At 37.6% G+C, this 23,764-nt stretch carries 22 protein-coding genes and 1 pseudogene; all 23 read left to right on the top strand.

Annotation, left to right across the window (positions count from 1 at the left end):
- Nucleotides 1-123 precede the first annotated feature (123 nt).
- The 23 genes and pseudogenes from BK574_RS05280 to dctP all read left to right on the top strand — a co-directional run bounded on the left by BK574_RS05280 (nt 124) and on the right by dctP (nt 23,606).
- A complete protein-coding gene (locus BK574_RS05280; RefSeq protein WP_078427808.1) occupies nt 124-831 on the top strand; it encodes a Crp/Fnr family transcriptional regulator in 708 nt (235 codons plus the stop codon).
- Between the two features lie 28 nt (nt 832-859).
- A complete protein-coding gene (locus BK574_RS05285) occupies nt 860-1,252 on the top strand; it encodes a putative zinc-binding protein (protein WP_078427809.1) in 393 nt (130 codons plus the stop codon).
- A gap of 458 nt (nt 1,253-1,710) precedes the next feature.
- Nucleotides 1,711-2,766, top strand: a complete 1,056-nt coding sequence (locus tag BK574_RS05290) for a zinc-dependent alcohol dehydrogenase (protein ID WP_078427810.1) — start codon at nt 1,711-1,713, stop codon at nt 2,764-2,766.
- 129 nt (nt 2,767-2,895) lie between these two features.
- Nucleotides 2,896-3,361, top strand: a pseudogene (locus BK574_RS05295) (SDR family NAD(P)-dependent oxidoreductase).
- 168 nt (nt 3,362-3,529) lie between these two features.
- Nucleotides 3,530-4,531, top strand: coding sequence for a thiamine pyrophosphate-dependent dehydrogenase E1 component subunit alpha (locus tag BK574_RS05300; protein ID WP_075387057.1), 1,002 nt, complete (start codon nt 3,530-3,532; stop codon nt 4,529-4,531).
- Nucleotides 4,532-4,548: 17 nt separating this feature from the next.
- Nucleotides 4,549-5,526, top strand: coding sequence for an alpha-ketoacid dehydrogenase subunit beta (locus BK574_RS05305; protein ID WP_075387056.1), 978 nt, complete (start codon nt 4,549-4,551; stop codon nt 5,524-5,526).
- Between the two features lie 52 nt (nt 5,527-5,578).
- A complete protein-coding gene (locus BK574_RS05310) occupies nt 5,579-6,346 on the top strand; it encodes an SDR family NAD(P)-dependent oxidoreductase (RefSeq protein ID WP_078427811.1) in 768 nt (255 codons plus the stop codon).
- A 422-nt stretch (nt 6,347-6,768) separates the two neighbouring features.
- Entirely contained in the window at nt 6,769-7,731 is a 963-nt protein-coding gene (locus BK574_RS05315) for an ABC transporter ATP-binding protein (RefSeq protein WP_078427812.1), read from the top strand.
- The gene (locus BK574_RS05320; protein WP_274379401.1) at nt 7,716-8,738 is read left to right on the top strand and encodes an ABC transporter ATP-binding protein; all 1,023 of its coding nucleotides are present in this window, start codon (nt 7,716-7,718) and stop codon (nt 8,736-8,738) included. Before BK574_RS05315 ends, BK574_RS05320 begins: the two co-directional genes overlap by 16 nt.
- Before the next feature lie 217 nt (nt 8,739-8,955).
- On the top strand, nt 8,956-10,560 hold the full coding sequence (locus tag BK574_RS05325; protein ID WP_078427813.1) for an ABC transporter substrate-binding protein: 1,605 nt from the start codon (nt 8,956-8,958) through the stop codon (nt 10,558-10,560).
- Nucleotides 10,561-10,635: 75 nt separating this feature from the next.
- Nucleotides 10,636-11,571 (top strand): ABC transporter permease, encoded by a 936-nt coding sequence (locus tag BK574_RS05330; protein WP_075387052.1) that lies wholly within the window; start codon nt 10,636-10,638, stop codon nt 11,569-11,571.
- A 21-nt stretch (nt 11,572-11,592) separates the two neighbouring features.
- Nucleotides 11,593-12,489: an ABC transporter permease gene (locus BK574_RS05335; protein WP_078427814.1), complete on the top strand. Its 897-nt coding sequence runs from the start codon at nt 11,593-11,595 to the stop codon at nt 12,487-12,489.
- 172 nt (nt 12,490-12,661) lie between these two features.
- Entirely contained in the window at nt 12,662-14,071 is a 1,410-nt protein-coding gene (locus BK574_RS05340; protein ID WP_078427815.1) for an MFS transporter, read from the top strand.
- Nucleotides 14,072-14,508: 437 nt separating this feature from the next.
- Complete coding sequence (locus BK574_RS05345) at nt 14,509-14,796, top strand: Dabb family protein (RefSeq protein WP_075387050.1); 288 nt, start codon at nt 14,509-14,511, stop codon at nt 14,794-14,796.
- 62 nt (nt 14,797-14,858) lie between these two features.
- Nucleotides 14,859-16,103: an LLM class flavin-dependent oxidoreductase gene (locus tag BK574_RS05350; RefSeq protein ID WP_078427816.1), complete on the top strand. Its 1,245-nt coding sequence runs from the start codon at nt 14,859-14,861 to the stop codon at nt 16,101-16,103.
- A 251-nt stretch (nt 16,104-16,354) separates the two neighbouring features.
- Nucleotides 16,355-16,870, top strand: a complete 516-nt coding sequence (locus BK574_RS05355; RefSeq protein ID WP_078427817.1) for a TRAP transporter small permease — start codon at nt 16,355-16,357, stop codon at nt 16,868-16,870.
- A 23-nt stretch (nt 16,871-16,893) separates the two neighbouring features.
- Nucleotides 16,894-18,183, top strand: a complete 1,290-nt coding sequence (locus BK574_RS05360; RefSeq protein WP_078427818.1) for a TRAP transporter large permease — start codon at nt 16,894-16,896, stop codon at nt 18,181-18,183.
- 241 nt (nt 18,184-18,424) lie between these two features.
- Nucleotides 18,425-19,693, top strand: a complete 1,269-nt coding sequence (locus BK574_RS05365) for an LLM class flavin-dependent oxidoreductase (RefSeq protein WP_078427819.1) — start codon at nt 18,425-18,427, stop codon at nt 19,691-19,693.
- A 58-nt stretch (nt 19,694-19,751) separates the two neighbouring features.
- Nucleotides 19,752-20,516, top strand: coding sequence for an SDR family NAD(P)-dependent oxidoreductase (locus BK574_RS05370; RefSeq protein WP_078427820.1), 765 nt, complete (start codon nt 19,752-19,754; stop codon nt 20,514-20,516).
- 54 nt (nt 20,517-20,570) lie between these two features.
- Nucleotides 20,571-21,383 (top strand): alpha/beta fold hydrolase, encoded by an 813-nt coding sequence (locus BK574_RS05375; protein ID WP_158211543.1) that lies wholly within the window; start codon nt 20,571-20,573, stop codon nt 21,381-21,383.
- 52 nt (nt 21,384-21,435) lie between these two features.
- Entirely contained in the window at nt 21,436-21,654 is a 219-nt protein-coding gene (locus BK574_RS29165) for a riboflavin kinase (protein ID WP_218970540.1), read from the top strand.
- A 30-nt stretch (nt 21,655-21,684) separates the two neighbouring features.
- Entirely contained in the window at nt 21,685-22,449 is a 765-nt protein-coding gene (locus tag BK574_RS05385; RefSeq protein ID WP_078427823.1) for an SDR family NAD(P)-dependent oxidoreductase, read from the top strand.
- Nucleotides 22,450-22,508: 59 nt separating this feature from the next.
- Nucleotides 22,509-23,606 carry a TRAP transporter substrate-binding protein DctP gene (gene dctP / locus BK574_RS05390; protein WP_078427824.1) on the top strand — a complete coding sequence of 366 codons (1,098 nt, stop codon included), beginning with the start codon at nt 22,509-22,511 and terminating at the stop codon, nt 23,604-23,606.
- Nucleotides 23,607-23,764: the final 158 nt, after the last annotated feature.

The raw sequence follows: 23,764 nt of genomic DNA on the forward strand, positions 1-23,764 counted from the left end.
TATTATCACATATTTATTTTTTAATTTCTCTTACAATTAAAATAGAAAATTACTAGTCCGTTAATATGGTTATAAAATTTCAAGGAATCTATTTAAAATTAGAATTAAAGTGAGGTGATCATCATGGATAATTTATGTGAGCGAACCCCTTTCCCAGGACATCATCCCTTACATCAACTTAAAGGTCTAATTTGTCACACAATGCACATAAAGAAAGGAGATCATCTTTTTCAAGAAGGGGTACAGGCTAAAGAAATTTATTTAATTAAGTCAGGAAAGGTTCAAATTAGTAAAATAGTATCTGGTGGCAAAGAACTGATATTACGAATATGTGCTAAGGAAGAAATTATTGGTGAGCTAACCCTCCTTGCAGAAGATCCGAAGTACTTATTAAATGCAAAAGTCATTGAGGATACTGAAGTAGGCGTAATTAATAGAGAGATATTAGAAGAAGCCTTTCTTCGGGATAGTCGTTTAGCTTTTGAATATATGAAATGGATGGGTGACCATTTTCGCAGAACGCAAACAAGGTTTCACGATTTAATTTTATCAGGAAAAAAAGGTGCCGTAATTACAACATTAATTCGCTTATCCAATAGTTTTGGCCGCACTCTTAAAAACGGGATACTAATTGAACTATATTTAACCAATCAAACATTAGGGAAGTTTTGCGGTACCACAAGAGAACAAGTCAATCGTATTCTAAGTGAATTACGAAAAGACAATATTATCAGTATTGAAATGGGATATATTACGATTCACGATATGAAATATTTAAGAGATGAAGTAGGCTGTGACAATTGTGCAATGGATTTATGTACGATTGGCTAAATGAATTATATGAATTAGGAGTGAGTTTATGAAAAGAATGGAGTTACCTCTTGTTTATTCATGCTCTGGATGTTCTTCAGCAGCACAAACGGCAAACATGGTTGCGATAAAAATGGACCGTGAAAACTTCGCCGAAATGTCCTGCATTGCTGGTGTTGGTGGCGATGTAAAACCACTAGTACGAACAGCAAAATCTGGTCGAAACACCATTGCTATTGACGGTTGTCCCTTATCCTGTTGCAAAAGTTGCCTAGCTAGACATGATGTTGAACCTGCGCATCATTTCGTCCTTTCTAACTTAGACATACCAAAAATTAATGGAGAAGACCCTAACCACGTAATGAATGCGTACAATCAGATTTTAGAACTTACTAACACACCATCATTATATATAAGACAAGATAAGAAGAGTACACTATGAGAAGAACTTGTGTACTCTTCTTTTTCATTCAGTTAATGAGCAATTATTTAAATAAATACTTGTTATGGTGCAGTGCTAATATCAACATTTCTTCTAGACTACTTTCCTACAAATTAGAAGAGTTGCAGTAAAATTCTTAAACGAAGTAAAAAAATATATTAATTAATTTGTAAAACCTTATGATATCAGCAGAAGATGTATTGGCATGAATTTTGCAAATAAAAGTGAAAGTAGATTAGTTAAACTATTTTTCCATGCAAACTATTTAATAATGTAAGCGTTTTCTAGCAAACACGACACTAGAGGAGGGTCCAATGCGATAGCAGATTATGAGCAACACGATAGTATTGGTTTCTCTTACAATTTTGTGAATGTATGTTGATTCATTGGTTTGATACAACTAAATCATGAAACGAGCACAATAAAAGCTTGTTTTAAAAAAGGAGTGATATTAACGTATGGGTAAAATGAAAGCAGCAGTATATTATGGTCCGCGAGATATTAGAGTCGAAAGTATTGACATTCCAGAAGTTGGCCCAACAGACATTTTATTAAAGGTGGATGCATGTGGCATCTGTGGCTCAGACGTCCATAGTTATGGAACAGGATTATATATTCAAAAAGGTCAAGTGATGGGCCACGAATATTCTGGAGAAGTGATTCAGGTTGGTAATGAAGTAGAAGGTATCGAAGTAGGACAAAGAGGAACAGCTTTTCATTCTGGTGTATGTGGCAGTTGTTTCTGGTGTAAAAAAGCCCAATATACTCTTTGTCCAAACTTATTTAAAGCTTCAACGGGGTATGGACTTCCAGGTGCTTTTGCAGAATATATTAAAATCTCAAATGCACAACGTGGGATTAGCTTCCATCCCATTCCAATGGATATGGATAAGTTTACAGCAGCAACGATTGAACCAGTTGGAGTCGCAGCTTATACGGTTAATCAATGTAATCCGCAACCAGGGGACAAAGTTGTCGTACTCGGTGCTGGTTTGATAGGAAACGCTGTTATGCAAGTGTTTAAAGCGAAAGGAATTGAAACGGTAATCGTAACCGAAGTATCGGAACCTCGATTAGAATTAGCAAAGCAATTAGGTGCAACCCAAACAATTAATGCGGCAAAAGAAGATGTGTTAGAAAGAATAAAAGATTTAGTCGGTGTCGGTCCTTACCATTTTAATGAAGGAGCGATGGCTGATATCGTTGTTGATGCAGCAGGTGCACCAGCAGCAGTTGAACAAACATTTGAGATTGTCCGTAGTGGAGGGGTTATTGCTTTTGTTGGGCTACCAGAAAAAAAGGCATCCATTGATACTACAAAAATTGTCCATAAAGCTCCTAAGATTTTAGGATGTTTAGGAGGCGATATGCAAGAATCGATCGAGCTCCTAAGTACTAAAAAGGTCGAAACCAAATCTCTAATTACTCATGTATTTTCAATTGACCATGCTAAGGAAGCGTTTGAAACACAAATGAATGCAAGTGAATCAGTCAAAGTAATGATAGAGTATTAAAGTTTTCTTTTATCCCACAACAACTGGCAGTAATACCCCCACTTCAAGATTTCGAGTAATCAAGAAAGATAGTGGAGGGAGAGGAAAACCCCTTACTAATGGAAGTTTCACTTTATGGGAGGTGAGAAAATGCGCTTAAAAGAAAAAGTAGCCATCATTACTGGCGCAGGAAGTGGTCAAGGAAAGGCCGCTGCCACGTTGTTTGCAAAAGAAGGCGCAAAAGTTATCATAGCCGAATGGAACGAAAACAATGGAAAGTGGCAGTATTGTTAATACTTCTTCGTTAAGTGGGTTAAAAGGAGTTACAGGATGTGATGCGTATACTGCTTCGAAAGGGGGGATGATTTCTTTAACGAGAGTGATGGCAATCGATTATGGAAAATACAATATACGAGTCAATTGTATATGTCCTGGTGGGATCGCAACTCCAATGATTGAGGTTGCGATGAAGGATGTGACGAACTATGACTTTATTCCACTTAAGAGAATAGGAGAATCAGAGGAAGTTGCCAAAACTGCATTATTTTTAGCATCGGATGAATCGAGTTATATAACTGGTGTAATTTTGCCTGTAGATGGTGGATTAACCGCGTAAACTATCACCACTTAGCTAACGCTTGAAGAGAGCTACTTCTTTTGGGGAAACGTTAAAACTATTGTTATTGATTAAATGAATAAAACAGTCCTTTATAAGTGTTAGTTATATTTTCTGAATTTAAATTATTTTTAAGTTTTTAAATTATTCATGGGAGAGTGATTGGAAATGGCCGATATTTACAAAAAAGAAATAAATATTCAAAGCTATGATAAAGATTTTTTAGTTAACTTACTTAGAACAATGGTTAGTATTCGGAGGTTTGATGAAAATTTAATCCGATTGATGCAAGAAGGGAAAGTTTCTGGTTTTTATCATTCTGGAATTGGTTCAGAAGGTTTATCCGCAGGGTCTATCAATATGTTACGCGATAGTGACGTCATCTTTTACAATCATAGAGGGTGTAACCAAAAAATTGCTAAAGGCGTTCCTCTTTCTAAACTTTACGGAGATTTTCTTGGTACGACACACGGAACAACACGAGGGCTAGGAGCTGGAATTGTTCATAGCGCCGACCCTTCAAGAGGTGTTTTAGGGCAGTGTGGAACAATTGGTTCGCAGTTTAATATTGTAGTAGGTACTGGTTATGCATCGAAGGTAAAAGGTACAGATGATGTTAGTGTTTGTTATTTTGGAGACGGTGCAGCTTCAAGAGAACCTCTACATGGTTCATTAAACTGGGCAAGCATATATAAATTACCGATCGTTTATATTTGTGAAAACAATCAGTATGCGATTTCAAGTCATTATAAAGAAACACATGGTATTAGAGAACATATCGCTGACTGGGCTTATGGTTATGGAATTCCGAATTATGTTGTCGATGGAAATGATGTACTGCTTATGAATGAAATTACGAAAGAAGCAGTAGAGAGAGCAAGAAGAGGTGAAGGACCAACATTTATAGAAGCAGAGACTTTCCGTCATCGCGGCCATTATGAAGGTGATCCATATGATTATGTTAATGCTGAAGAATTAAAGTATTGGAAAGAACAGCGTGATCCAATTAAGAACTTTAAACGTGATTTACAACAAGCAGGTATCATAACAGAAGCTGAGATAGATAATTTAGAAAAAGAAATTCAAGATGAAATCCTTGCAGCGATTGAACTAGCAGAATCTGCGCCTGTACCAGGACGCGAAAGAATTTTCGAAGGACTATTTTCATAAGGGGAGGGAATTGTATTATGGCAAAAATTACGATGCGACAAGCAATTATAGATGCAATGCAAGAAGAAATGGCTCATGACGATACAATGGTTGTGTTTGGAGAAGATGTTGCGAAATTTGGTGGAGCATTTAGTATGACAAAAGGGTTATACGAAGAATTTGGTGGAGTAAGGGTTTTTGATACTCCTATTACCGAGTCGACAATCGTAGGAGCTGCGCTCGGGTTAGCACTTAGTGGACTTCGGCCAGTGCCTGAGCTTCAGTTTGGAGATTTTGTCGGGGTTGCATTTGATGAAATCTACAATAAGTTAGGAAAATGGAAATGGATGCACGGTGGAACGATGGAAGTTCCAGTTACCTTAAGGCTACCAATTGGAATTGCAGGTGGAGCTGGACCTGAACACTCTCAAAGTCCACAAGCATTATTTATGCATGCTCCTGGTCTATACATTGCGATCCCATCAACTCCTTATGAAGCAAAAGGTCTATTAAAAACAGCGATTCGTGATAATAACCCTGTGTTATTTTTTGAACATAAGGTGTTGTACGATATGAAAGGCGAAGTACCTGAAGAAGAGTATTTCCTTCCATTAGGAAAAGCAGATATTAAGCGTGAAGGAACAGATGTCACCATTATTGCGACAGCGTTGCAAGTTCATACTGCTTTAAATGCAGCTAAAGAGTTAGAAAAAGAGGGTATTAGTGTTGAGGTTGTAGATCCTAGAACTTTAGCTCCACTTGATAAAGATACGATTTTAAGTTCGGTTAGAAAAACAGGACGCGTCATTATGGTTCATGAAGAACCGAAAACGGGTGGTATGGGAGCAGAATTATCAGGGATTATCGGTGAGGAAGCATTATTTGACTTACAAGCTCCGTTCCGTAGAATTGGTAGCCCTGATGTACCAATTGCTCAAAATATTCATTTGGAACAGTATTACCGTCCAAGTGAAGAGCAAATCATTGAAACTGTTAAAGAATTAATGGAGTACTAGAAATTAAAAACTTAACGTACAACAATCTATTAAGTAAAGACGGAGGTAAATTATGAAATTAAAAGACAAAGTAGCGATCATCACTGGAGCTGGAAGTGGACAAGGGGCAGCTTCTGCTAGGCTGTTTGCTAGTGAAGGAGCAAAAGTTGTTATTGTAGAATGGAATGAAGAAAACGGGAAAAAGGTGGAGGAAGAAATTTCTCAAGCTGGTCAAGAAGCTTTATTTATCAAAACAGATATTTCTAAGGAAGAAGATGTCGTGGCAGTCGTTCAACAGGTTATGGATAAATATGGGGGAATTGATATTTTATTTAATAATGCGTCGGTTGGATTTTCGGAGCGAAACAAATACAAGATGGCTGCGATTCAAGACACTCCGTTAGAAGATTGGAATAATATTATCGGAATTAATTTAAATGGTGCTTACTTATTGTGTAGGCATATCCTCCCAATTATGATCAAACAAAATAGTGGAAATATCATTAATAATTCTTCGATGAATGGTTTAGTCGGAGTAACGGGAGCAGATGCTTATACGGCAGCAAAAGGTGGGATCGTTTCATTAACGAGAGTTATGGCAGTAGATAACGGGAAACACAATATTCGTGTAAATTGTATTTGTCCTGGTGCAATCGATACCCCAATGATCGCAGAAGTATTGGAAGATCGGAATATCTCAGAAAACTTTAATGGAAATCCACTCGGTAGGGTTGGAAAACCAGAGGAAATTGCAACGGCTGCTTTATTTCTAGCATCAGATGATTCAAGTTTTATTACTGGATTAATTATGCCTGTTGATGGCGGATGGGGTGCACTCTAACATCACGCAAAAACCTACTTTTTTAAATTCTAAATATTAGGGGACAAAAGTCGTTAGTCAAGAGGATTACTTGATTTCGACTTTTTCTTTTAAAGTGATCATTTTTTCAAAAGTAGGAAGAGTAGTAATAAAATTCTTAAACGAAATAAAAATATAAGAAAAATAGTCTAGAAACCTTTGAAAACCGACTACTTTATTTTGGCATAAATATTGCAATTCTTACTGTAAGCTTGGTACAAGTAAGTTCACCATTGGAAAGTGCGTTTCCTATTCTGCACAGCGTAATGAAAGCGCATACAAACTAATGCCGCCTAAGGAGGTGCTTCAACAAAAAATAAAAGAACACGTAATTCCTGATTAATAATGAACTGTGATGAAATGAAATCCCCTTGAGATTAATGAGAAAAGGAGGCGGGATATTAATGGGAACTGTATTGGAGGTCCAAGATCTGCGAGTAGGTCGTGGTAATAAGGAACAGTTTACTGCCATTTTAGATAACATTAGTTTTAAAGTAAATCATGGAGAATCCTTGGCTGTAGTAGGAGAAAGTGGTTGTGGAAAAAGTATGACTGCTCTATCTATTATGGGTCTACTTCCGCAAAATATTGAAGTTGGATCTGGAAATATTCAGTTTGATGCAAAAGATTTAACGACGCTTACATCAAATGATATGAACAATATACGAGGAAAAGACATTTCGATGATCTTTCAGGAACCAATGACTTCGTTAAACCCGTCTTTCACCATTGGCAATCAACTAGCAGAAGTGTTTAAATACCATACCAACTATAGTGCCAAAGAAATTAAAGAGCGTTCTATTGATGTATTAAAAAAAGTACGGATACCAGATCCAGCAGAAAAGCTAGAAGTGTATCCACATCAGCTATCGGGTGGAATGCGTCAACGCGTAATGATTGCGATGGCATTGGCGTGTAACCCAAAAATTCTCATTGCAGATGAACCGACAACGGCTCTTGATGTAACAATACAAGCTCAAATCTTGGACTTATTAAACGAAATCCAAGAAACAGAACAGATGACGATTATTATGATCACTCATGACCTGGGTGTAGTCGCTGAAACTTGCCATCGTGCGGTTGTCATGTATGCGGGTCAGGTAATTGAGGAAGGAACGGTTGAAGAAATATTCGAATCACCACATCATCCATATACGAGAGGCTTAATGCTTTCTGCGCCTCGATTAGGAGATAAAAAGGAGAAGCTTCATGTTATCCCTGGATCAGTTCCTGATATCGACAATATGCCAATTGGATGCCGATTTGCGCCTCGGTGTGAGTTTGTAACGGATATTTGTCGAGAGGAGCCACCATTGCTAGAAGAAGTAGGAGATGAGAGGAGGGTTCGTTGTTGGAACAAACTGTAGTTAAAGAAGAAAGAGTTCCCAAAAAAGAACAAGCTGAAGACATGTTGTTAGTTGTAAAAGATTTAAAGAAACATTATCCAGTAAAAAATGGCTTTTTTGGTGGACAGACAAACACGATTAAAGCAGTTGACGGAGTTAACTTTGAAGTTAAAAAAGGTGAAACATTTAGTATTGTAGGAGAATCAGGTTGTGGGAAAAGTACGACAGGAATGTGCTTAAATCATTTAATTAGTCCCACTTCAGGAGAAATCCATTTCAATGGCCAGACGTTTAAAAATAGTAATAAGACACAAATCAAAGAGCTTCGTAGACAAATGCAGGTGATCTTCCAGGACCCTTATAGTTCGCTTAACCCGAAACATACAATTAAGCGGATCATTAGTGAACCGTTAGTTATTAATCGCATGGGAACTAAATCGGAAATTGAAGATCGAGTGAAATCACTTGTGAGCTTAGTAGGCTTAGGTTCCCATCATTTAAATCGGTATCCACATGAACTTTCTGGAGGTCAGAAGCAACGCATTGGCATTGCCCGCGCACTTGCATTAAATCCAGAGTTAATCATTTGCGATGAACCAGTTTCAGCATTAGATGTCTCTATTCAATCGCAAATTCTGAATTTATTTGAAGAGTTACAGCAGAAATTAAACTTAACGTATATATTTATATCCCATGATTTAAGTGTTGTTGAGCATATTAGTGATCGAGTAGCAGTTATGTATTTGGGGAAAATTGTTGAGCAAGGGACAAGAGAAGAAATTTTTTCTAATCCACAGCACCCTTATACCCAAGCGTTATTATCTTCGGTCCCAATTGCCGAACCAAAATTAAAAAACAAGAAAAATCGCATTATCTTAAAAGGAGATCCACCTAGCCCTAAAAATCCACCAAAAGGATGTCATTTCCATACTCGATGTCCACATAAAGTAGCCGCATGCGAAGCTTCTTATCCTGAAATGAAAAAAGTATCTGATGAGCATCAGGCCGCATGTCATTTATTAGCTTAGGTATTATTTAGAAACGTTAAAGTGGAGGAATAAAAGCGCTCGCTTCATTATTAATAGTCTAAGCAAAAAAATAAAAGAGTGTGTATGAATTTCTCTTCCTAAAGTATTCGAAGCAGAAGCAATACATTCCATGTGCAAGAATGACTTCCATTCAGAAGCTATGATTCTATTATTTAAACATTAACCTATAAAACCAACGATATAAGGGGGCAATAAAATGAATAAACAGGCAAGCTTATTTAAATTACTCGTTCTATGTTTCAGCTTTATCTTCATACTAGCAGCATGTACGTCTACAGAAACTGAAACATCGCCAACAAATGATTCAAACGATTCTTCTACACCAACAGAAGAGAACACAGGGGAAAAAGTGTTAAGAGTATCAATGACTGCAGCACCAGGTAATTTAGACCCGCATTTTGCAGGAACACATGCAGAATTTGAAATTATTCAGCCTATTTTCAATGGTTTATTACGATATAAACCTGGGACAGCTGACTTTGAAACGATTGAAGGTGACTTAGCTGAGAGTTGGGATATCAGTGAGGACGGACTTACTTGGACATTCCATTTACATGAAGGTGTTCAATGGCATAAAGGTTTTGGTGAACTTACATCTGAAGATGTGAAATGGTCACTTGAAAGAGTCATGGATCCAGAAGTTGGTTCTCCACGTGCCTCATCCTTTAAATTTGTAGACAGCGTAGAAGCTCCAGATCCGTATACGGTTGTCATTACGTTAAAAGAACCGAATCCGAGTTTTATCCTTAGTTTAGTTGCTTATGGCGTAACTGGTGGTGCTATTGTAAACAAAGAGGCAATTGAAGCTGGTGGTGAGGATGCGGACAAACTAATCGGAACTGGTCCTTTTGAGCTAGAGTCTTATACTCCGGGAGAAAGTGCTATTTTAGTGAAGCATGCAGATTATTTCCGTGGTGAGCCAAAAATTGATAGAGTCGAAAGATACATTATGAGAGACTTAGCTGCTCGTGAAGTAGCGATGGACAGAGGAGATATTGATTTCTCATATGGAGAACCTGATGGAATGTGGTTTAACCAAAGAAGTCAAAATCAAGATTTAACTGTACAAACTTCTGGATTACCAATGGTATGGTCTATTCAATTAAATACGACGATCGAACCGTTAAATGATATTCGTGTGCGTCAAGCCATTGCTCATGCGATGAATCCAGAAGATTTGGTCGCGTCTTTAGGTGAGGAAGTTGCCAAGTCGATGACTTCTGTTCTTACGCATAATGTTTTTGGTCATACCGATCTTGGCGGGTACGATTATAATCCAGAAAAATCGAAACAATTGCTTGCAGAAGCAGGCTACCCTAATGGATTAACATTACCAGAATCACTTGGTCCAAACATCCCTGCCTATGTACCAGTAAACAGTTATATTGTGGAACAACTAAGACAAGTAGGAATTGAAATGCCATTCCAAACAGTAGATACGCCAACATGGATTACTGCTTTATATGGTGATCAAAGTGCTGTAACGTTAACGATAGGACTACAGGCCCTTCATGGTTCTGTCCAATTATATAATTCGTATCATTCAGATGGTGCTGGGAACTTTACTCACTACAGTGGATCTGATGCTTTAATTGAACAAGCAGAAAGAGAACTAGATGAGACTAAATCGCTAGAGTTGATGAAACAGATCCAAGAAGAAATTCTTGCTGATTACGTAAATGTTCCATTACTTGAAACCGTACAAGTTAATGCTTACCGAAATAACGTGGACCTAGGTTACGAATTAAATTCTACTCCTCTTTATGTCGCTCCAATTTTTGAAACAACAGATATTAAGTAAATTAACAAGATGATATGGAGGAGATGGCTCCTTCATATCATTTCTAATAATTAAGACCAGAAAGGAGAGAGCCAATTGTTTAAATACATTATTCGCCGTATTTTAATAGCAATCCCGACCATTTTTATAACCATTTCAATGATTTTCTTTGGTCTTCGCATACTTCCTGGAGATCCTGCCGTCCAAATTCTAGGACCAGAAGCGAGTGAACAGGCTCTTAATGCTCTTCGAGAACAAATGGGACTGAATCTTCCACTATGGCAACAATATTTTATATTTTTAAAGGATACAGTTCAAGGTGATTTTGGTGTTTCGGCAATGTCAGGGAAATCTGTAACAGGACAGTTATTAGCGAACTTCCCTAACACCGTTGAATTAGCCATTTTCAGTGTTATTATAGGATGTGCGATCGGTATCCCACTAGGAATTTTAGCGGCAAGAAAACAAAGTACAAAAATAGATTCTGGAATTAGACTTCTTTCGCTAATTGGGATATCAGCACCTCCATTTCTGTTCGGGATTATTATGATCTTAATTTTCTCATTACGAATTCCTATTTTTCCGTCTATGGGATTAGGAGAAGGACTTTGGGGACGGTTTTATCACTTATTCCTTCCATCCTTAACCATTGGACTTATTTTAGCCGCAGTAATGATGAGGTTTACCCGAGCGAGTATGTTAGATGAAATTAATCGAGAGTATATCCGTACAGCAAGAGCTAAGGGAATTCCTGAAAAGGTTGTTATCTACAAGCATGTACTACGTAATTCACTAATTCCAGTTATTACAGTGATAGGTTTATATATTACATCACTCATTAGTGGAGCGGTATTAATCGAAACGATCTTTAGTCGTCCTGGTTTAGGGACATTGGCGATTGATGCCATTAGTTCACGTGATTTCCCAATTCTCCAAGGTTGTTTGATCTTATTTACACTTGTTGTTCAATTCGTAAATATCATTGTAGACATCAGTTACTCATTCATAAATCCAAAAATTCGTCCAGAATAAAACAAGAAAGGAGGAATAGAATTGCCAGAACCAGTGTTGAATAATGTAGGTCAGGAAACGGTAGCCCCAGTTAATAAAAAATCATCGGAATGGGAAGCTTTTAAAAAAAATACACTCGGAATGATTGCCTTGTGGATTTTAATCATAATATGCCTCATTGCTTTATTGGCACCACTGTTAATGCCACATGATCCGTTAGCTCAAAATGTGGTAAACCGAATGGCAGGACCATCAGGTGAAAATTGGTTAGGAACGGATCCGAACGGTCGGGATATTTTCAGCCGAATTTTATTGGGATCACAAATCTCTTTAATCGTTGGCTTTGCTGCCGTTGCAATTAGTAGTATCGTAGGTTTTGCAATTGGGATGATTGCAGGGTATAAAGGTGGGAAAGTGGATGATATCATCATGCGTTTTATGGAAGCGATTATGTCCATTCCGCTCCTACTATTAGGTCTTATGGTGTTAGTAGCAGTCAGCTCTAATATGATTACTCTCATATTAATTATTAGTATCGGTCTTATGCCTAGTTGTGCTCGTATCGCTCGCGGATCGACGTTAGAGTTAAAGGAAAAAGAATTTATAAAAGCAGCGATATCAATGGGAGCGGGAAGCACTCGGATTTTGTTAACTCATATACTACCGAATATCATTGGACCGTTACTCGTTATTTCCACATTAAATATGACCGTTGTAATCATGGTTGAAGCCGCTTTAAGTTTTTTAGGGATGGGAATTCAACCTCCAACACCAACATGGGGAAATATGATCCAAGATGGGTTTAGGTATATTACAACACAGCCAGGAGTAGCAATTTATCCAGGAATCGCACTTATGATCGTATCTGTATGTTTTAATCTCGTCGGTGATGCTCTTCGCGACGCAGTAGATCCTCATATTAAACAAAAAAGAAAATAATGAGCGAGTGATGACTTACCCCTGTATTTCGCGTAAATACAGGGGTGGTTCATGCTTTTTAATCTTTATCGATCACGATTTTTAAGAATAAGTTCGAATACATGAAATATAGTAGAAGGATTAAGAACAGGTCCATACGTTCTTTCGAAGTTCAATTTAGGAGTGTAACAAAATGACAACCATTTCAAACGTCGAAGCTGAAGTGAAAGGATCCCATATTCGTTTATCGAAATCAGATCAGAAGAAGTTGATCGGTGTATTGTCGATCTTACTTTTATTTTCAGTTCTGAACAATACGATGTTTATCGTGTCCCTACCAGATATTACTGCTCACTTTAATCTATTACCATCGACAGGAAGTTGGATAATAACGGGTTATACGATTTTCTTTGCGATCGGGGCACTATTATATGGAAAACTAGGGGATATATATCCAATTAAAACTCTTTTGCTAGTGGGGGTAACTGTATTTGCTTTAGGATCTTTTCTAGGATTTTTTGCGCAAAACTATATGATGGTTATTTTCGCTCGGATGTTACAAGCCGCAGGCGCCGCTGCTATTCCTGCCGTTGTTTTTATTATTCCATCCCGATATTTTCCGAATGAAAGAGGAAAAATGTTAAGCGTATTTTCAACAATGATGGTCATTGGTTCGGGCATTGGGCCTGTGATGGGCGGCTTTATTGCAGGCGTATTGAATTGGCAATATATCTTTTTGATTTCTACCGTTTCGTTAATAACAATCCCTTTTTTAAAATTATTACTTCCGAAAGAGGAAAAAAGAGAGGGGAAGACAGACCTACCAGGGGCTGTTCTTATGGCCCTAGGTGTTGCATTGTTTATCTTGTTTATTACCACATTTAATTGGCATTTCCTTTATTCTAGTATTTTTATGTTAGCATTTTTCGTATGGTGGATATTACGGGCAAAAAATCCATTCATTCTTCCATCCATGTTTAAAAACAAACGATTTCGTATCGCGATCATCGTCAGTTTCTTTGGAATGATTATTATGTTTAGTAATATGTTTACCACTCCACTTCTCCTCAGGGAGGTTTATAATTTAAACACGATCTTTATTGGACTCATCATGTTTCCAGGCGCGATTTTCAGTGCACTGTTTGCTCGTTTTGCAGGAAATTCTACTGATCGCTGGGGTAGTGAACCTGTATGTATTTTTGCGTTATCATTAATTTTGCTTGGCGCAATTTTATTGTCTAGTTTTACTGGATATTCTCCATGGTTAATAAGTTTTGCCTTTATTTTTGGCTATGTAGCATTCCCGTTCTTTCAAACGGCGATGGCAAGTTTAATCTCTTGGGTTCTTCCAGATGACCAAATCGGGATTGGGATGGGAATTTTTAATTTGTTTAATTTTATGTCATCGGCCATTGGAGCGGCTGTTATAGGAAAAATTCTTGACTATTCAACGGATGGAGCGCCAATTAATCCGATTGTTCATTCAACTGGTGTAATTGCCAGCTATAGTAATATTTTTATTGGAATGGGCGGCCTTGTTATTTTAAATGGTCTTTACTTTTTACTTTCCACTAGAAAATTCCGTCCACTATCGAGAAATTAAGGTACCCAAAATAGATAAGAAAACTTTAATAACTAGACCAGTTAGGAGCAAAACATATTGTATACGTAGCGGTTCTTAATAAACTTCCATTATTAAGTTTTAAACCTTATTAATGGAAGTTTTTTGATTCAAGTCGAAATTTCATCTGCTATGAAGTCTCAGAATTCTTCCCACATAGCCTTCCGAATAAGAGCGAACCATAAGTCACCTTTCCACATGATAATGTGAATAATATTTTATAAAAAGTAATAATCTACCTTTCAAAATTCTTACAAGTAATAAAAAAGGTTAGAAAAAAGTAGATAAAACCCCTTGATTTATATGGAATTTAATCTTGGCATGTTAATTGCATTAATTTAATATACAGGTCCTAAAAAATGGTTACTCACCTTTAGGATTGGATAACTAAATTATATTTTTAAATGGAGGTAAAGAAAATGATAGAACATATCGTGTTAATTAATTTTGTCGAGGGTGTACAACAAAATCAGTTAGAAGAGGTAATACAAAAAGTCCATAGGATTAAGGAGGAAATCCCAGGAATTATAGAGGCACAAGCAGGTACAAATATTAATGATAATGGGTATCAATTTGGGATTTACATGCGTTTTGAAGATAAGGCTGCTCTTGATGGGTACTTGCCTCATCCAAAACATATTGAAGCAGTGAATTTATTGAAAGAAATTGGTCTAGTTGATATTACATCCATAGATTTTGAGATTTAGTTTCGTAGATTTGTCGTAGATTTCATGTAGCATGATTTAGTTTGAAAAGAGGAGGGCTTTTCATGGCTCTAAAAATAATAGGTTTTAGTTTTATGCCCTATATGGATTTGCCTAAGGACTTTGACCAAAAATATTCGAGTATCTGGGTCGATATCCCAAAATCTTTGTATGATCCAGAAAAGGGTCATCGGATGTACAACGAATTTCTAGATGAATTTGAACTCATGGTCGATATGGGCTTTGATGGAATTGGAGTTAATGAACATCATAGTGACGGTGGTTGCCTGATGCCTTCGCCCAATTTAATGGCATCGATCTTAGCCCGTAAAGTGAGAGATACGAACACGGCGTTACTCGTATTAGGAAATAGTATCGCGCTCTATAATCCAGCGATTCGAATTGCGGAAGAAGGAGCAATGCTAGATGTATTAAGTGGTGGAAGGTTTATTCAAGGTTTTCCTGTCGGCACGTCCATGGATACGAACTATACGTATGGAGTTAGTCCCGCAGAATTACGCGAGCGTTACCAAGAAGCTCATGATTTAATACTTAAAGCTTGGAAAGAAGAAGAAATATTTTCATGGAATGGGAAGTACAATCAATTACGGTATGTTAACCCATGGCCAAGACCGATGCAAAATCCTCATCCGCCTGTATGGATTCCAGGTGGTGGAAGTGTCGAAACGTATGATTTTACGATCCAAAATAATTACCAGTTTTCTTACTTAAGTTTTAGTGGTTGGGAAAGAGCAAAGAAAGTATTGGGTCCATACTGGGATCTTGTCCAAGAACATGGTGCAGAAATGAACCCTCATAGGGTAGGACTTACTCAGGCTATTTTTGTCTCAGAAACAGATGAGAGTGCGAAACGTGAATATGAAGAACATTATCGATATTTCTTACGTACAGCGTCACATGTTCACCCTCATTTTGCTGAAGCACCAGGGTATCGAACCGAAAAAAGTTTGCGAGCAGGTTTGAACTCGCAATATTTAAAAGGTGGGGGCTCTGCATTTAATCCAAAAGAAGCAACATGGGAAGAGTTAATTGAAAAAGGAGTTATTATCGCTGGTTCACCAAGTACTGTTCGTGATCGGTTAATAGCTGCTGCAAAAGACCTAAGAGTTGGGACAATCTTTGCGATGATGCACATTGGATCAATGCCACGTTGGTTAACGATGAAAAATATTCAAATGTTTGCTCAAGAAGTCAAACCGCATCTGCAAGATTTATGGAGTGAGTGGGATGCGTCACCATATTGGCCAACTGGTGTAAACGCAAATAACGAGGTATTAACGAAGCGTTAATTCCCTAAATCAAATTATGACAGGTTTAACCCGAAGATGATTTAACTGTCGCTAGTGAATAGGACAAATTGTTGAAAGCGTTTTCTACAAGGGGCAATATGTGGAATTCATCAGTTATAGGACATACGAGTAGATTTCACATAAAAGTATCAGGGCTATAACACAATCTATCGATGCAGTATATCTGAGTAGCTCAGGCACTTGTGAAACAGTTTTAACTTACCTGAAGCGGAAAGTGGAGGGGAAATCTTGTGAAAGTATTAAAAACTATTATTAATAATATCGATCGCTTTTTAGCTGTGATTTCAAGCTGTGCACTCATTGCATTAATGCTATTAGTTACGGCCAACGTACTAGGAAGGTGGCTTTTTAGTTCACCCATTGTTTCTACCATTGAAATTTCAAGTGAATATTTAATGGTAATCATTGTATTCCTGGCTTTAAGTTATACACATTCTTACAAAGATCATATTAGTGTTAATATTTTGCAACAGAAATTTAAAGGAATATGGGCGAAAATCAATCGAATTATCATTAACGTTGTTGGTGTTACAGTCTGTTTCACCATTACGTATGTTTATTTTTTACGCACGATTGAATTTTATGAAAAAAGTATCGTGTCGTCTAGTTTACTAGCTTATCCATTATACCCAGTAATGCTCATGATTGCAGTAGGCACATTTTTATTTGGATTAAGAATGCTACTCGAATTAGTAGAAATGATCTTAGGAAAAGATGTTCAGGAGGAAGATGCTAATAAACTATAAAAATTGAGTATGATCAAAAGGGAATGAAGAAAATGATGGCATTAAGTTTTATCATATTACTTTTAATTCTGTTATTTACAGGGATGCCCGTAGCGTTTGCGCTAATAACTGTAGGCGCATTAGGGATCATTTTCAATTCAGGGTTCGATATTCTCTTATCTGTTATATCAACTACTGTCTTTCGAAGTGTGAATAGTTTTAGTTTTATTACAATCCCTCTATTCATACTTATGGCTGAATTAATCTCGAGAAGTAGAATAGCAGAAGACCTATTTGACGCTTTGAGAAAATGGATTGGCCAATTACCTGGTGGGATTGGTGTTACAACGGTCTTTTCAAGTGCAGGATTCGGGGCATTGTCAGGATCAAGCTTAGCTGCGACATCTATCATGTCTAAAATAGCAATTCCACAAATGATCCGGGTTGGGTATAAAGATACGTTTTCTGCAGGTCTTGTCGCCTCGTCAACAGGTACTTTAGCAGTGATGATTCCGCCGAGTATTCCGCTAATTATTTATGGCATTCAAACCGAAACATCGATCGGTCAACTACTCATTGCGGGAATTGTTCCAGGACTATTGTTAGCCCTCTTATTATCGATCTATGTTACGGTAGCAGCCTTAAGAAGTGATAGAGTAGTTGAAAAATTTACGTGGAAAGAAAGATTTCAATCGATTACTTACATTTGGCCCATTGCTTTACTTATCATCGCTGTCTTACTAGTCATTTATACAGGAATTGGAACATCAACTGAAGCAGCAGCCATCGGTGCATTAGGTGCCCTTATTATTGGCGTTCTTGCGAAGCGATTAAATGGAAGGTTGATCGTTGAATCTCTATTAATTACAGTAAGGCAAACATCGATGCTATTTTTCATCGTGGTTGGTGCCTACCTTTTCTCTTATTTCATCACGATGACAAGAATCGGTGTCTACATCGTAGATACGATCGAAGCAAGTAATTTATCTCCTATCACCATTTTACTTTTAGTTATCCTTTTATATTTAGTTTTGGGGTGTTTCCTAGACTTACTGAGTGCCATGTTACTTACATTACCAGTAGTGCTCCCATTAATGATGGGATTAGGCTATGATCCGATATGGTTCGGAATTCTAGTCGTTTTATTGCTCGAAATTGGCTTAGTCACTCCGCCATTAGGAATCAATTTATTTATAACGAGTAGTAGCTCAGGCGTTCCGATTCACAAAGTTTTCTATGGCTCAGCACCGTTTTTACTAGTCATCATGTTAGTCGTCATCTTAATTATTTTATTCCCACAACTCGTACTGTTTTTACCAAATAGTAGTTTTTAACTACTTTTCTAAGTGAAAAGTTGCAGAACTAAAATACTGAATATTCGTATTTTTTTGTAAATTCATTACATTGTTGTTATTCCATTAAGGGAGGTGGTCGTTTTACTGAAACCTTTCGACCCATAAAATTTCTTCTACACAGTTAACAAAAGGGGCCCGCGTAGGTACGTTTTTAGTTTTTTGATGAAAGAAGTATTTGGATTATTCCATCCCATCTGAAATTTTAAAGGAGGAAAAAGAAATGTCGTTAAAGTTTGTTGGTTTTCATTTAATGCCATACCAAGATTTACCTGATGATTTTGAGAAGGTGTATCCGAGTATGCACGTAACAGTCCCAAAAAAGTTGTATGATCCAGAAAAGGGGTACACGATGTACCATGATTACCTTGATGAATTAGAATACATGGTTGAGGTCGGTCTAGACGGTGTCGGAGTCAATGAACATCATAATTGTGCGTATGGAATGATGCCTTCACCTAATTTAATGGCTTCGGTTTTAGCACGAAAAGTTCGAGACACAAATACAGCTCTCGTCGTTTTAGGTAATAGTATCGCTCTATATAATCCTGCCGTACGAGTTGCTGAAGAAGGTGCGATGTTAGATGTGTTGAGTGGCGGTAGACTCGTTCAAGGTTTCCCAGTCGGAACATCAGCAGATACGAATTATGTATATGGTGTCATACCAGCTGAATTAAGAGAGCGCTATCAGGAAGCGCATGACTTAATTATTAAAAGTTGGAAAGAAGAAGAGATGTTTTCATGGAATGGGAAGTATAATCAGCTTCGCTACGTGAATCCATGGCCAAAACCAATGCAAAAACCACATCCGCCGATATGGATCCCAGGCGGTGGTAGTGTGGAAACGTATGATTTAACGATCGAAAATAATTATCAATTTTCATACTTAAGTTTATATGGTGGCAATCATGCGAAAAAAGTTATGAACTCATTCTGGAACCGTGTCGAAGAATTAGGTGCGGATATGAATCCATACCGAGTAGGATATACGCAAATTATTTTTGTTTCGGAAACAGATGAAAGTGCGAAGCGAGATTATGAACAACATGTAAGGTATTTCTATGAGAAGTTACAACATTCGGATCCTCGAACGGCTGATGCGCCAGGGTACCGTACAATTAAAAGTTTACGAGCGGGGTTAAATTCTCAACTTGCTGCACAAGCGCAAGGAGTGAAATCTGCAGCTCAACTTGCTCAATCAGGAGAACTGACGTGGGAAGATTTAATCGAACAAGGGTATATCGTCGCAGGTTCACCACAAACAGTCAGAGATCGATTAAGAGAGATCGCTAAAGATTTACGAGTCGGTACGATATTTGCTTTATTACATTTAGGTGCAATGCCTCGTTGGTTAACAATGAAAAATATTCAAATGTTTGGGGAAGAAGTTTTACCTCATCTACAAGATGTTTGGAGCGATTGGGACGCATCTGAATACTGGCCGAAAGGTGTAATAAGCAATTCTCAACAAGAAATTAGCGAACGAAAATAGTAGAACTTTCTGTCTATTGTAATTAGCATTTTTATTCCAATAAAGAAAGAGGGATCCTATGAAATTAGAGAATAAAGTTGCCATTATTACTGGGGCTGGTGGTGGGCTGGGTCGTGAAATGAGTTTAGAATTCATTAACCAGGGAGCTTCTGTTGTTGTAGCTGACATTAATATTGAAGCAGCTAATGAAACAGTACAACTTCTTGAAGAAATAGTTGGGCAAGGAAAAGCAATTAGTGTTGAGGTGGATTGCACAAATGTAGGAATGGTCGATTCGATGATCAAAAAAACGATTGATGAATTTGGAAAAATTGATATTTTAATCAATAATGCTGGCGGTAAGGCGGATCGTTCTCTTGCTATTGATACAACCGAAGAATCGTGGGACGAAACGATAGCAATTAATCTGAAAGGAACGTTTATCGTATCTCGTCAAGTGATACCCATTATGTTGAATGCAGGAAAAGGAGTAATCGTTAATACAGCCTCTGCATCAGCGATTATTGCTAGTGCAGCAGGTGTAGCGTATACAGCTGCGAAACACGGTGTTATTGGATTAACGAAACAATTAGCTTATGAATTTGGACAAAAAGGCGTTCGCGTAAATGCTGTTTGTCCTGGAGTAACTGCAACTCCAAAATTAATAGAAAATAACATGGCTGAAGATGGCGGACCATGGCATGAATTAACGATGGCTGCTCCTGCTGGTAGATATGGGAAACCAGCAGATATTGCTAAAGTAACCGCATTTTTAGCAAGTGATGATGCCGACTTTATTCACGGAAGTGCTATACAAGTTGATGGTGGTTCAACTGTTATATAAGAAAGTAATATAATTTGAGATTTTAAATGAACGAATGATGAAAGGATGAGAAGTATGATAAATCCAATAAAAAAAACGTACACGATCAATAATAAAGTAACTTTTGCAGTAGAAATAGCAGGTGAAGGAGAACCACTCGTTTATCTACATGGAGCAGGTGGCGTGGCGTGGGATCCATTTTTAGAAGGATTAGCACAAAAATATCAAGTAATTGTCCCTTATTTACCTGGTACAGGTGAGTCAACAGGATTAGAACATATTGATGGCGTATGGGATTTAGTATTGTATTATTACGACTTATTTGAAGCGATGGGCTTAGAATCCGTGAACATCATCGGTCATTCGCTCGGTGGAATGATCGCCACTGAGCTAGCAGCAACCGATCAAAAGCGTATCAAGAACTTAGTGGTAGCTTGTCCAGTTGGGTTATGGTTAGATGAACATCCAATCCCAGATGTGTTATCGATGTTACCTGATGAAGCACTTGAACATGCATTTGCAGATCCAAACTCTCCTTATGTTCAAGCGATGAAAGAGAAAGCAAATACAGACGATGTGAACGAAAAAATTGAGTTAACGATCGAGAGAGTTAAAAACTTGAATGCAGCTGGAAAATTTTTATGGCCTATTCCTGATCGTGGCTTAAAGAAGCGAATTCATCGCGTTAAAGCACCTACCCTTATTATATGGGGAGATAAGGATAAAATGGTCGCTCCAATTTATGGAGAAGAATTCCAAAAATCCATCCCACAATCAAAATTGGTCACACTTGAAGACGCTTCTCATATGGTTCTCTTAGAAAAACACGAAGAAGCAATCAATTCCGTACTCACTTTTTTTGAGATGAACTTAGCTAAGGAAGCTTAAAAAAATACCGAACTAAAACTATTAATCTAATCAAACCTCATTGCATTTACTAGTGATTAATTTGGGTTCAACAAGAAACTCGAATGAGCTACATTATGAAGTTCATATTTTAAATTTTAATGAGATGATCTATGGTCAAGCTCTTAATGTTAAAGTTTGCTTTTATTTAAGAGAAGAAATCGCTTTTCCAAGTTTTAATGACTTGATCTCACAAATCAATCGAGACATTGATTCAGTAGTGAATCGATTTCACTTAATAAAGACCCATTAAAACAAAACTAATTAAAAAAGGTGATCATTTATGAAATTAAAAGGTAAAGTAGCCATCATCACAGGCGGTGGAAGCGGGCAAGGAAGAGCGGCAGCTGAACTATTCGCACAAGAAGGCGCAAAGGTTGTTGTGGCAGAATGGAATGAAGCAGCTGGAAGCGAAGCGGTACAAGAGATCAAAGCGCAAGGAAGAGACGCATTATTTATCAAACTGGATGTCTCCAAAGAAGATGAAGTTCGTGCCATGGTGGACCAAGTAGTCGATCATTATGGAACGATAGATATTTTATTTAATAATGCGGGTATCGGTTATTCTGCTAGATCAAAATTCAAAATGGAGCCCGTATTAGAAACTCCACTCGAAGATTGGAATGCGATCTTAAACATTAACTTAACAGGCGTCTTTCTCGTATCAAAATATGTACTACCTATCATGATTAAACAAAATAGTGGCAATATCATTAATAATTCCTCCTTAGCAGGTCTAAAAGGTGGAGAAGTAGTGTGTGCTTATACGGTAGCCAAAACAGGTGTAACGGCTTTAACCCGAGTCATGTCCCTCAGCTATGGAAAAAACAATATTCGCGTCAATTGTATTTGTCCAGGTGCTATTGATACGCCGATGATGGCTGACCATATTGATGGGATGAAAGAAAGAAGCAGTGAACTTTGGCCATTGGCCCGAGTAGGGGTGCCAAAAGATATTGCCCAAGCAGCATTATTTCTAGCCTCTGATGAATCTAGCTATATTACAGGTGTAATGTTACCTGTTGATGGCGGATGGCATCAATCCTAAACACAACTGTTGTTGTACAAATTTGTTCAAATATTATTTAAGGTTAGGAGTTGATCATCATGATGAGAAAAGGAATATCTTTTCTTCTGCTTGTGTTCTTAATGGCCATCGTCATCGTTGGATGCGGTAATGAGCCAACGTCACAATCGGATAATACAGAAGGTTCTTCTGAAACACCTTCTGAAAATGGTACTACAGCGGATAACGACCAAACATGGACGCTCACATTTGCTTCAAGTGGAGGACCTAATGATCCGTATACGAGGGATACTATTTATCCATGGATGGAAAAGGTAACTGAATTAACTAACGGTCGAGTCGATTTTGATTTTTACCCATCTGGACAATTAGGTAGTTTAGTAGACCATTATCAAATAGTACGTGACGGTATTGCAGATATTGCTAGTTATGCGGCAGTTTATATTCCGAATGACATGCCAATTAGTAGTTCGGTTTTACCATTACCTGGATTAAGTCAATCTGGTTATGACGGAACAATGGCCTATAAAGACATCGTTCATCAAAGTCCGCTATTGGAAACTGACTTCACGAATAGTGGCGTGTATCCAGTTTATGTACAGGTAACCGAAACATTTGACTTCTATACAAAAGGGGATGAAATTAGAGTTCCTGAAGATTTAAAAGGGAAACAAGTACAAGGTCTTGGCGGAGTGTTAACCGAATTAATTAGCTTTATCGGTGCGACACCGATTTCTGTCACACAAAATGAAATGTTTGAAGCGTTCGACCGCGGAATCATTGAAGTGGCCCATATTTATCCATCGACCGCCGATACGTATGGAATTACAGACCTCGTAAAATACGCAACAGTAGGTGCAAGAGCAGGTACAGGTCCAGTAGGTTTTGTCATAAATCTCGATTTGTGGAATGAGTTTCCAGAAGACATCAGAGAAGCTATTCTTCAAGCTTCAGATGAAGTAGCCGAAGGGGGAAGTAAAGGAAACTATGAAGATTCTCTCAGAACGCTAGGAGAATGGGAAGAACAAGGTAAGGCGATCCATACTTTAACTGCCGAAGAGCAAGCCGAGTGGGATAAAGTATATGAAGAATTTAGAGAACACTACCTCTCAGATGTAAGTGATGACCATAGAAAAGTCCTCGAAATGTTTCAAGAAGCTCTTAAAAACTATCAATAAATTTGAAACGTTATTCAGTGGGGGTTTTCCTACATCCCCACTGGATAACAGGTTGAACCAACCTGTTATTGTATCGACACTCCTTATAGATAAGTTTTAGAGTCATATTTTTTTGTAAGCGTTTACAAATAAAAAATAATTTTCATTTCTTAAGGAGG

It is taken from the genome of Alkalihalobacterium alkalinitrilicum (assembly GCF_002019605.1).
In the GTDB taxonomy this organism is placed as follows: domain Bacteria; phylum Bacillota; class Bacilli; order Bacillales; family Bacillaceae_F; genus Alkalihalobacterium; species Alkalihalobacterium alkalinitrilicum.

Coding starts and splice junctions, on each gene's coding strand:
- BK574_RS05280 (WP_078427808.1), top strand. CDS start 124: ATGGATAATTTATGTGAGCGAACCCCTTTCCCAGGACATCATCCCTTA.
- BK574_RS05285 (WP_078427809.1), top strand. CDS start 860: ATGAAAAGAATGGAGTTACCTCTTGTTTATTCATGCTCTGGATGTTCT.
- BK574_RS05290 (WP_078427810.1), top strand. CDS start 1,711: ATGGGTAAAATGAAAGCAGCAGTATATTATGGTCCGCGAGATATTAGA.
- BK574_RS05300 (WP_075387057.1), top strand. CDS start 3,530: ATGGCCGATATTTACAAAAAAGAAATAAATATTCAAAGCTATGATAAA.
- BK574_RS05305 (WP_075387056.1), top strand. CDS start 4,549: ATGGCAAAAATTACGATGCGACAAGCAATTATAGATGCAATGCAAGAA.
- BK574_RS05310 (WP_078427811.1), top strand. CDS start 5,579: ATGAAATTAAAAGACAAAGTAGCGATCATCACTGGAGCTGGAAGTGGA.
- BK574_RS05315 (WP_078427812.1), top strand. CDS start 6,769: ATGGGAACTGTATTGGAGGTCCAAGATCTGCGAGTAGGTCGTGGTAAT.
- BK574_RS05325 (WP_078427813.1), top strand. CDS start 8,956: ATGAATAAACAGGCAAGCTTATTTAAATTACTCGTTCTATGTTTCAGC.
- BK574_RS05340 (WP_078427815.1), top strand. CDS start 12,662: ATGACAACCATTTCAAACGTCGAAGCTGAAGTGAAAGGATCCCATATT.
- BK574_RS05345 (WP_075387050.1), top strand. CDS start 14,509: ATGATAGAACATATCGTGTTAATTAATTTTGTCGAGGGTGTACAACAA.
- BK574_RS05350 (WP_078427816.1), top strand. CDS start 14,859: ATGGCTCTAAAAATAATAGGTTTTAGTTTTATGCCCTATATGGATTTG.
- BK574_RS05360 (WP_078427818.1), top strand. CDS start 16,894: ATGAAGAAAATGATGGCATTAAGTTTTATCATATTACTTTTAATTCTG.
- BK574_RS05365 (WP_078427819.1), top strand. CDS start 18,425: ATGTCGTTAAAGTTTGTTGGTTTTCATTTAATGCCATACCAAGATTTA.
- BK574_RS05370 (WP_078427820.1), top strand. CDS start 19,752: ATGAAATTAGAGAATAAAGTTGCCATTATTACTGGGGCTGGTGGTGGG.
- BK574_RS05375 (WP_158211543.1), top strand. CDS start 20,571: ATGATAAATCCAATAAAAAAAACGTACACGATCAATAATAAAGTAACT.
- BK574_RS05385 (WP_078427823.1), top strand. CDS start 21,685: ATGAAATTAAAAGGTAAAGTAGCCATCATCACAGGCGGTGGAAGCGGG.
- dctP (WP_078427824.1), top strand. CDS start 22,509: ATGATGAGAAAAGGAATATCTTTTCTTCTGCTTGTGTTCTTAATGGCC.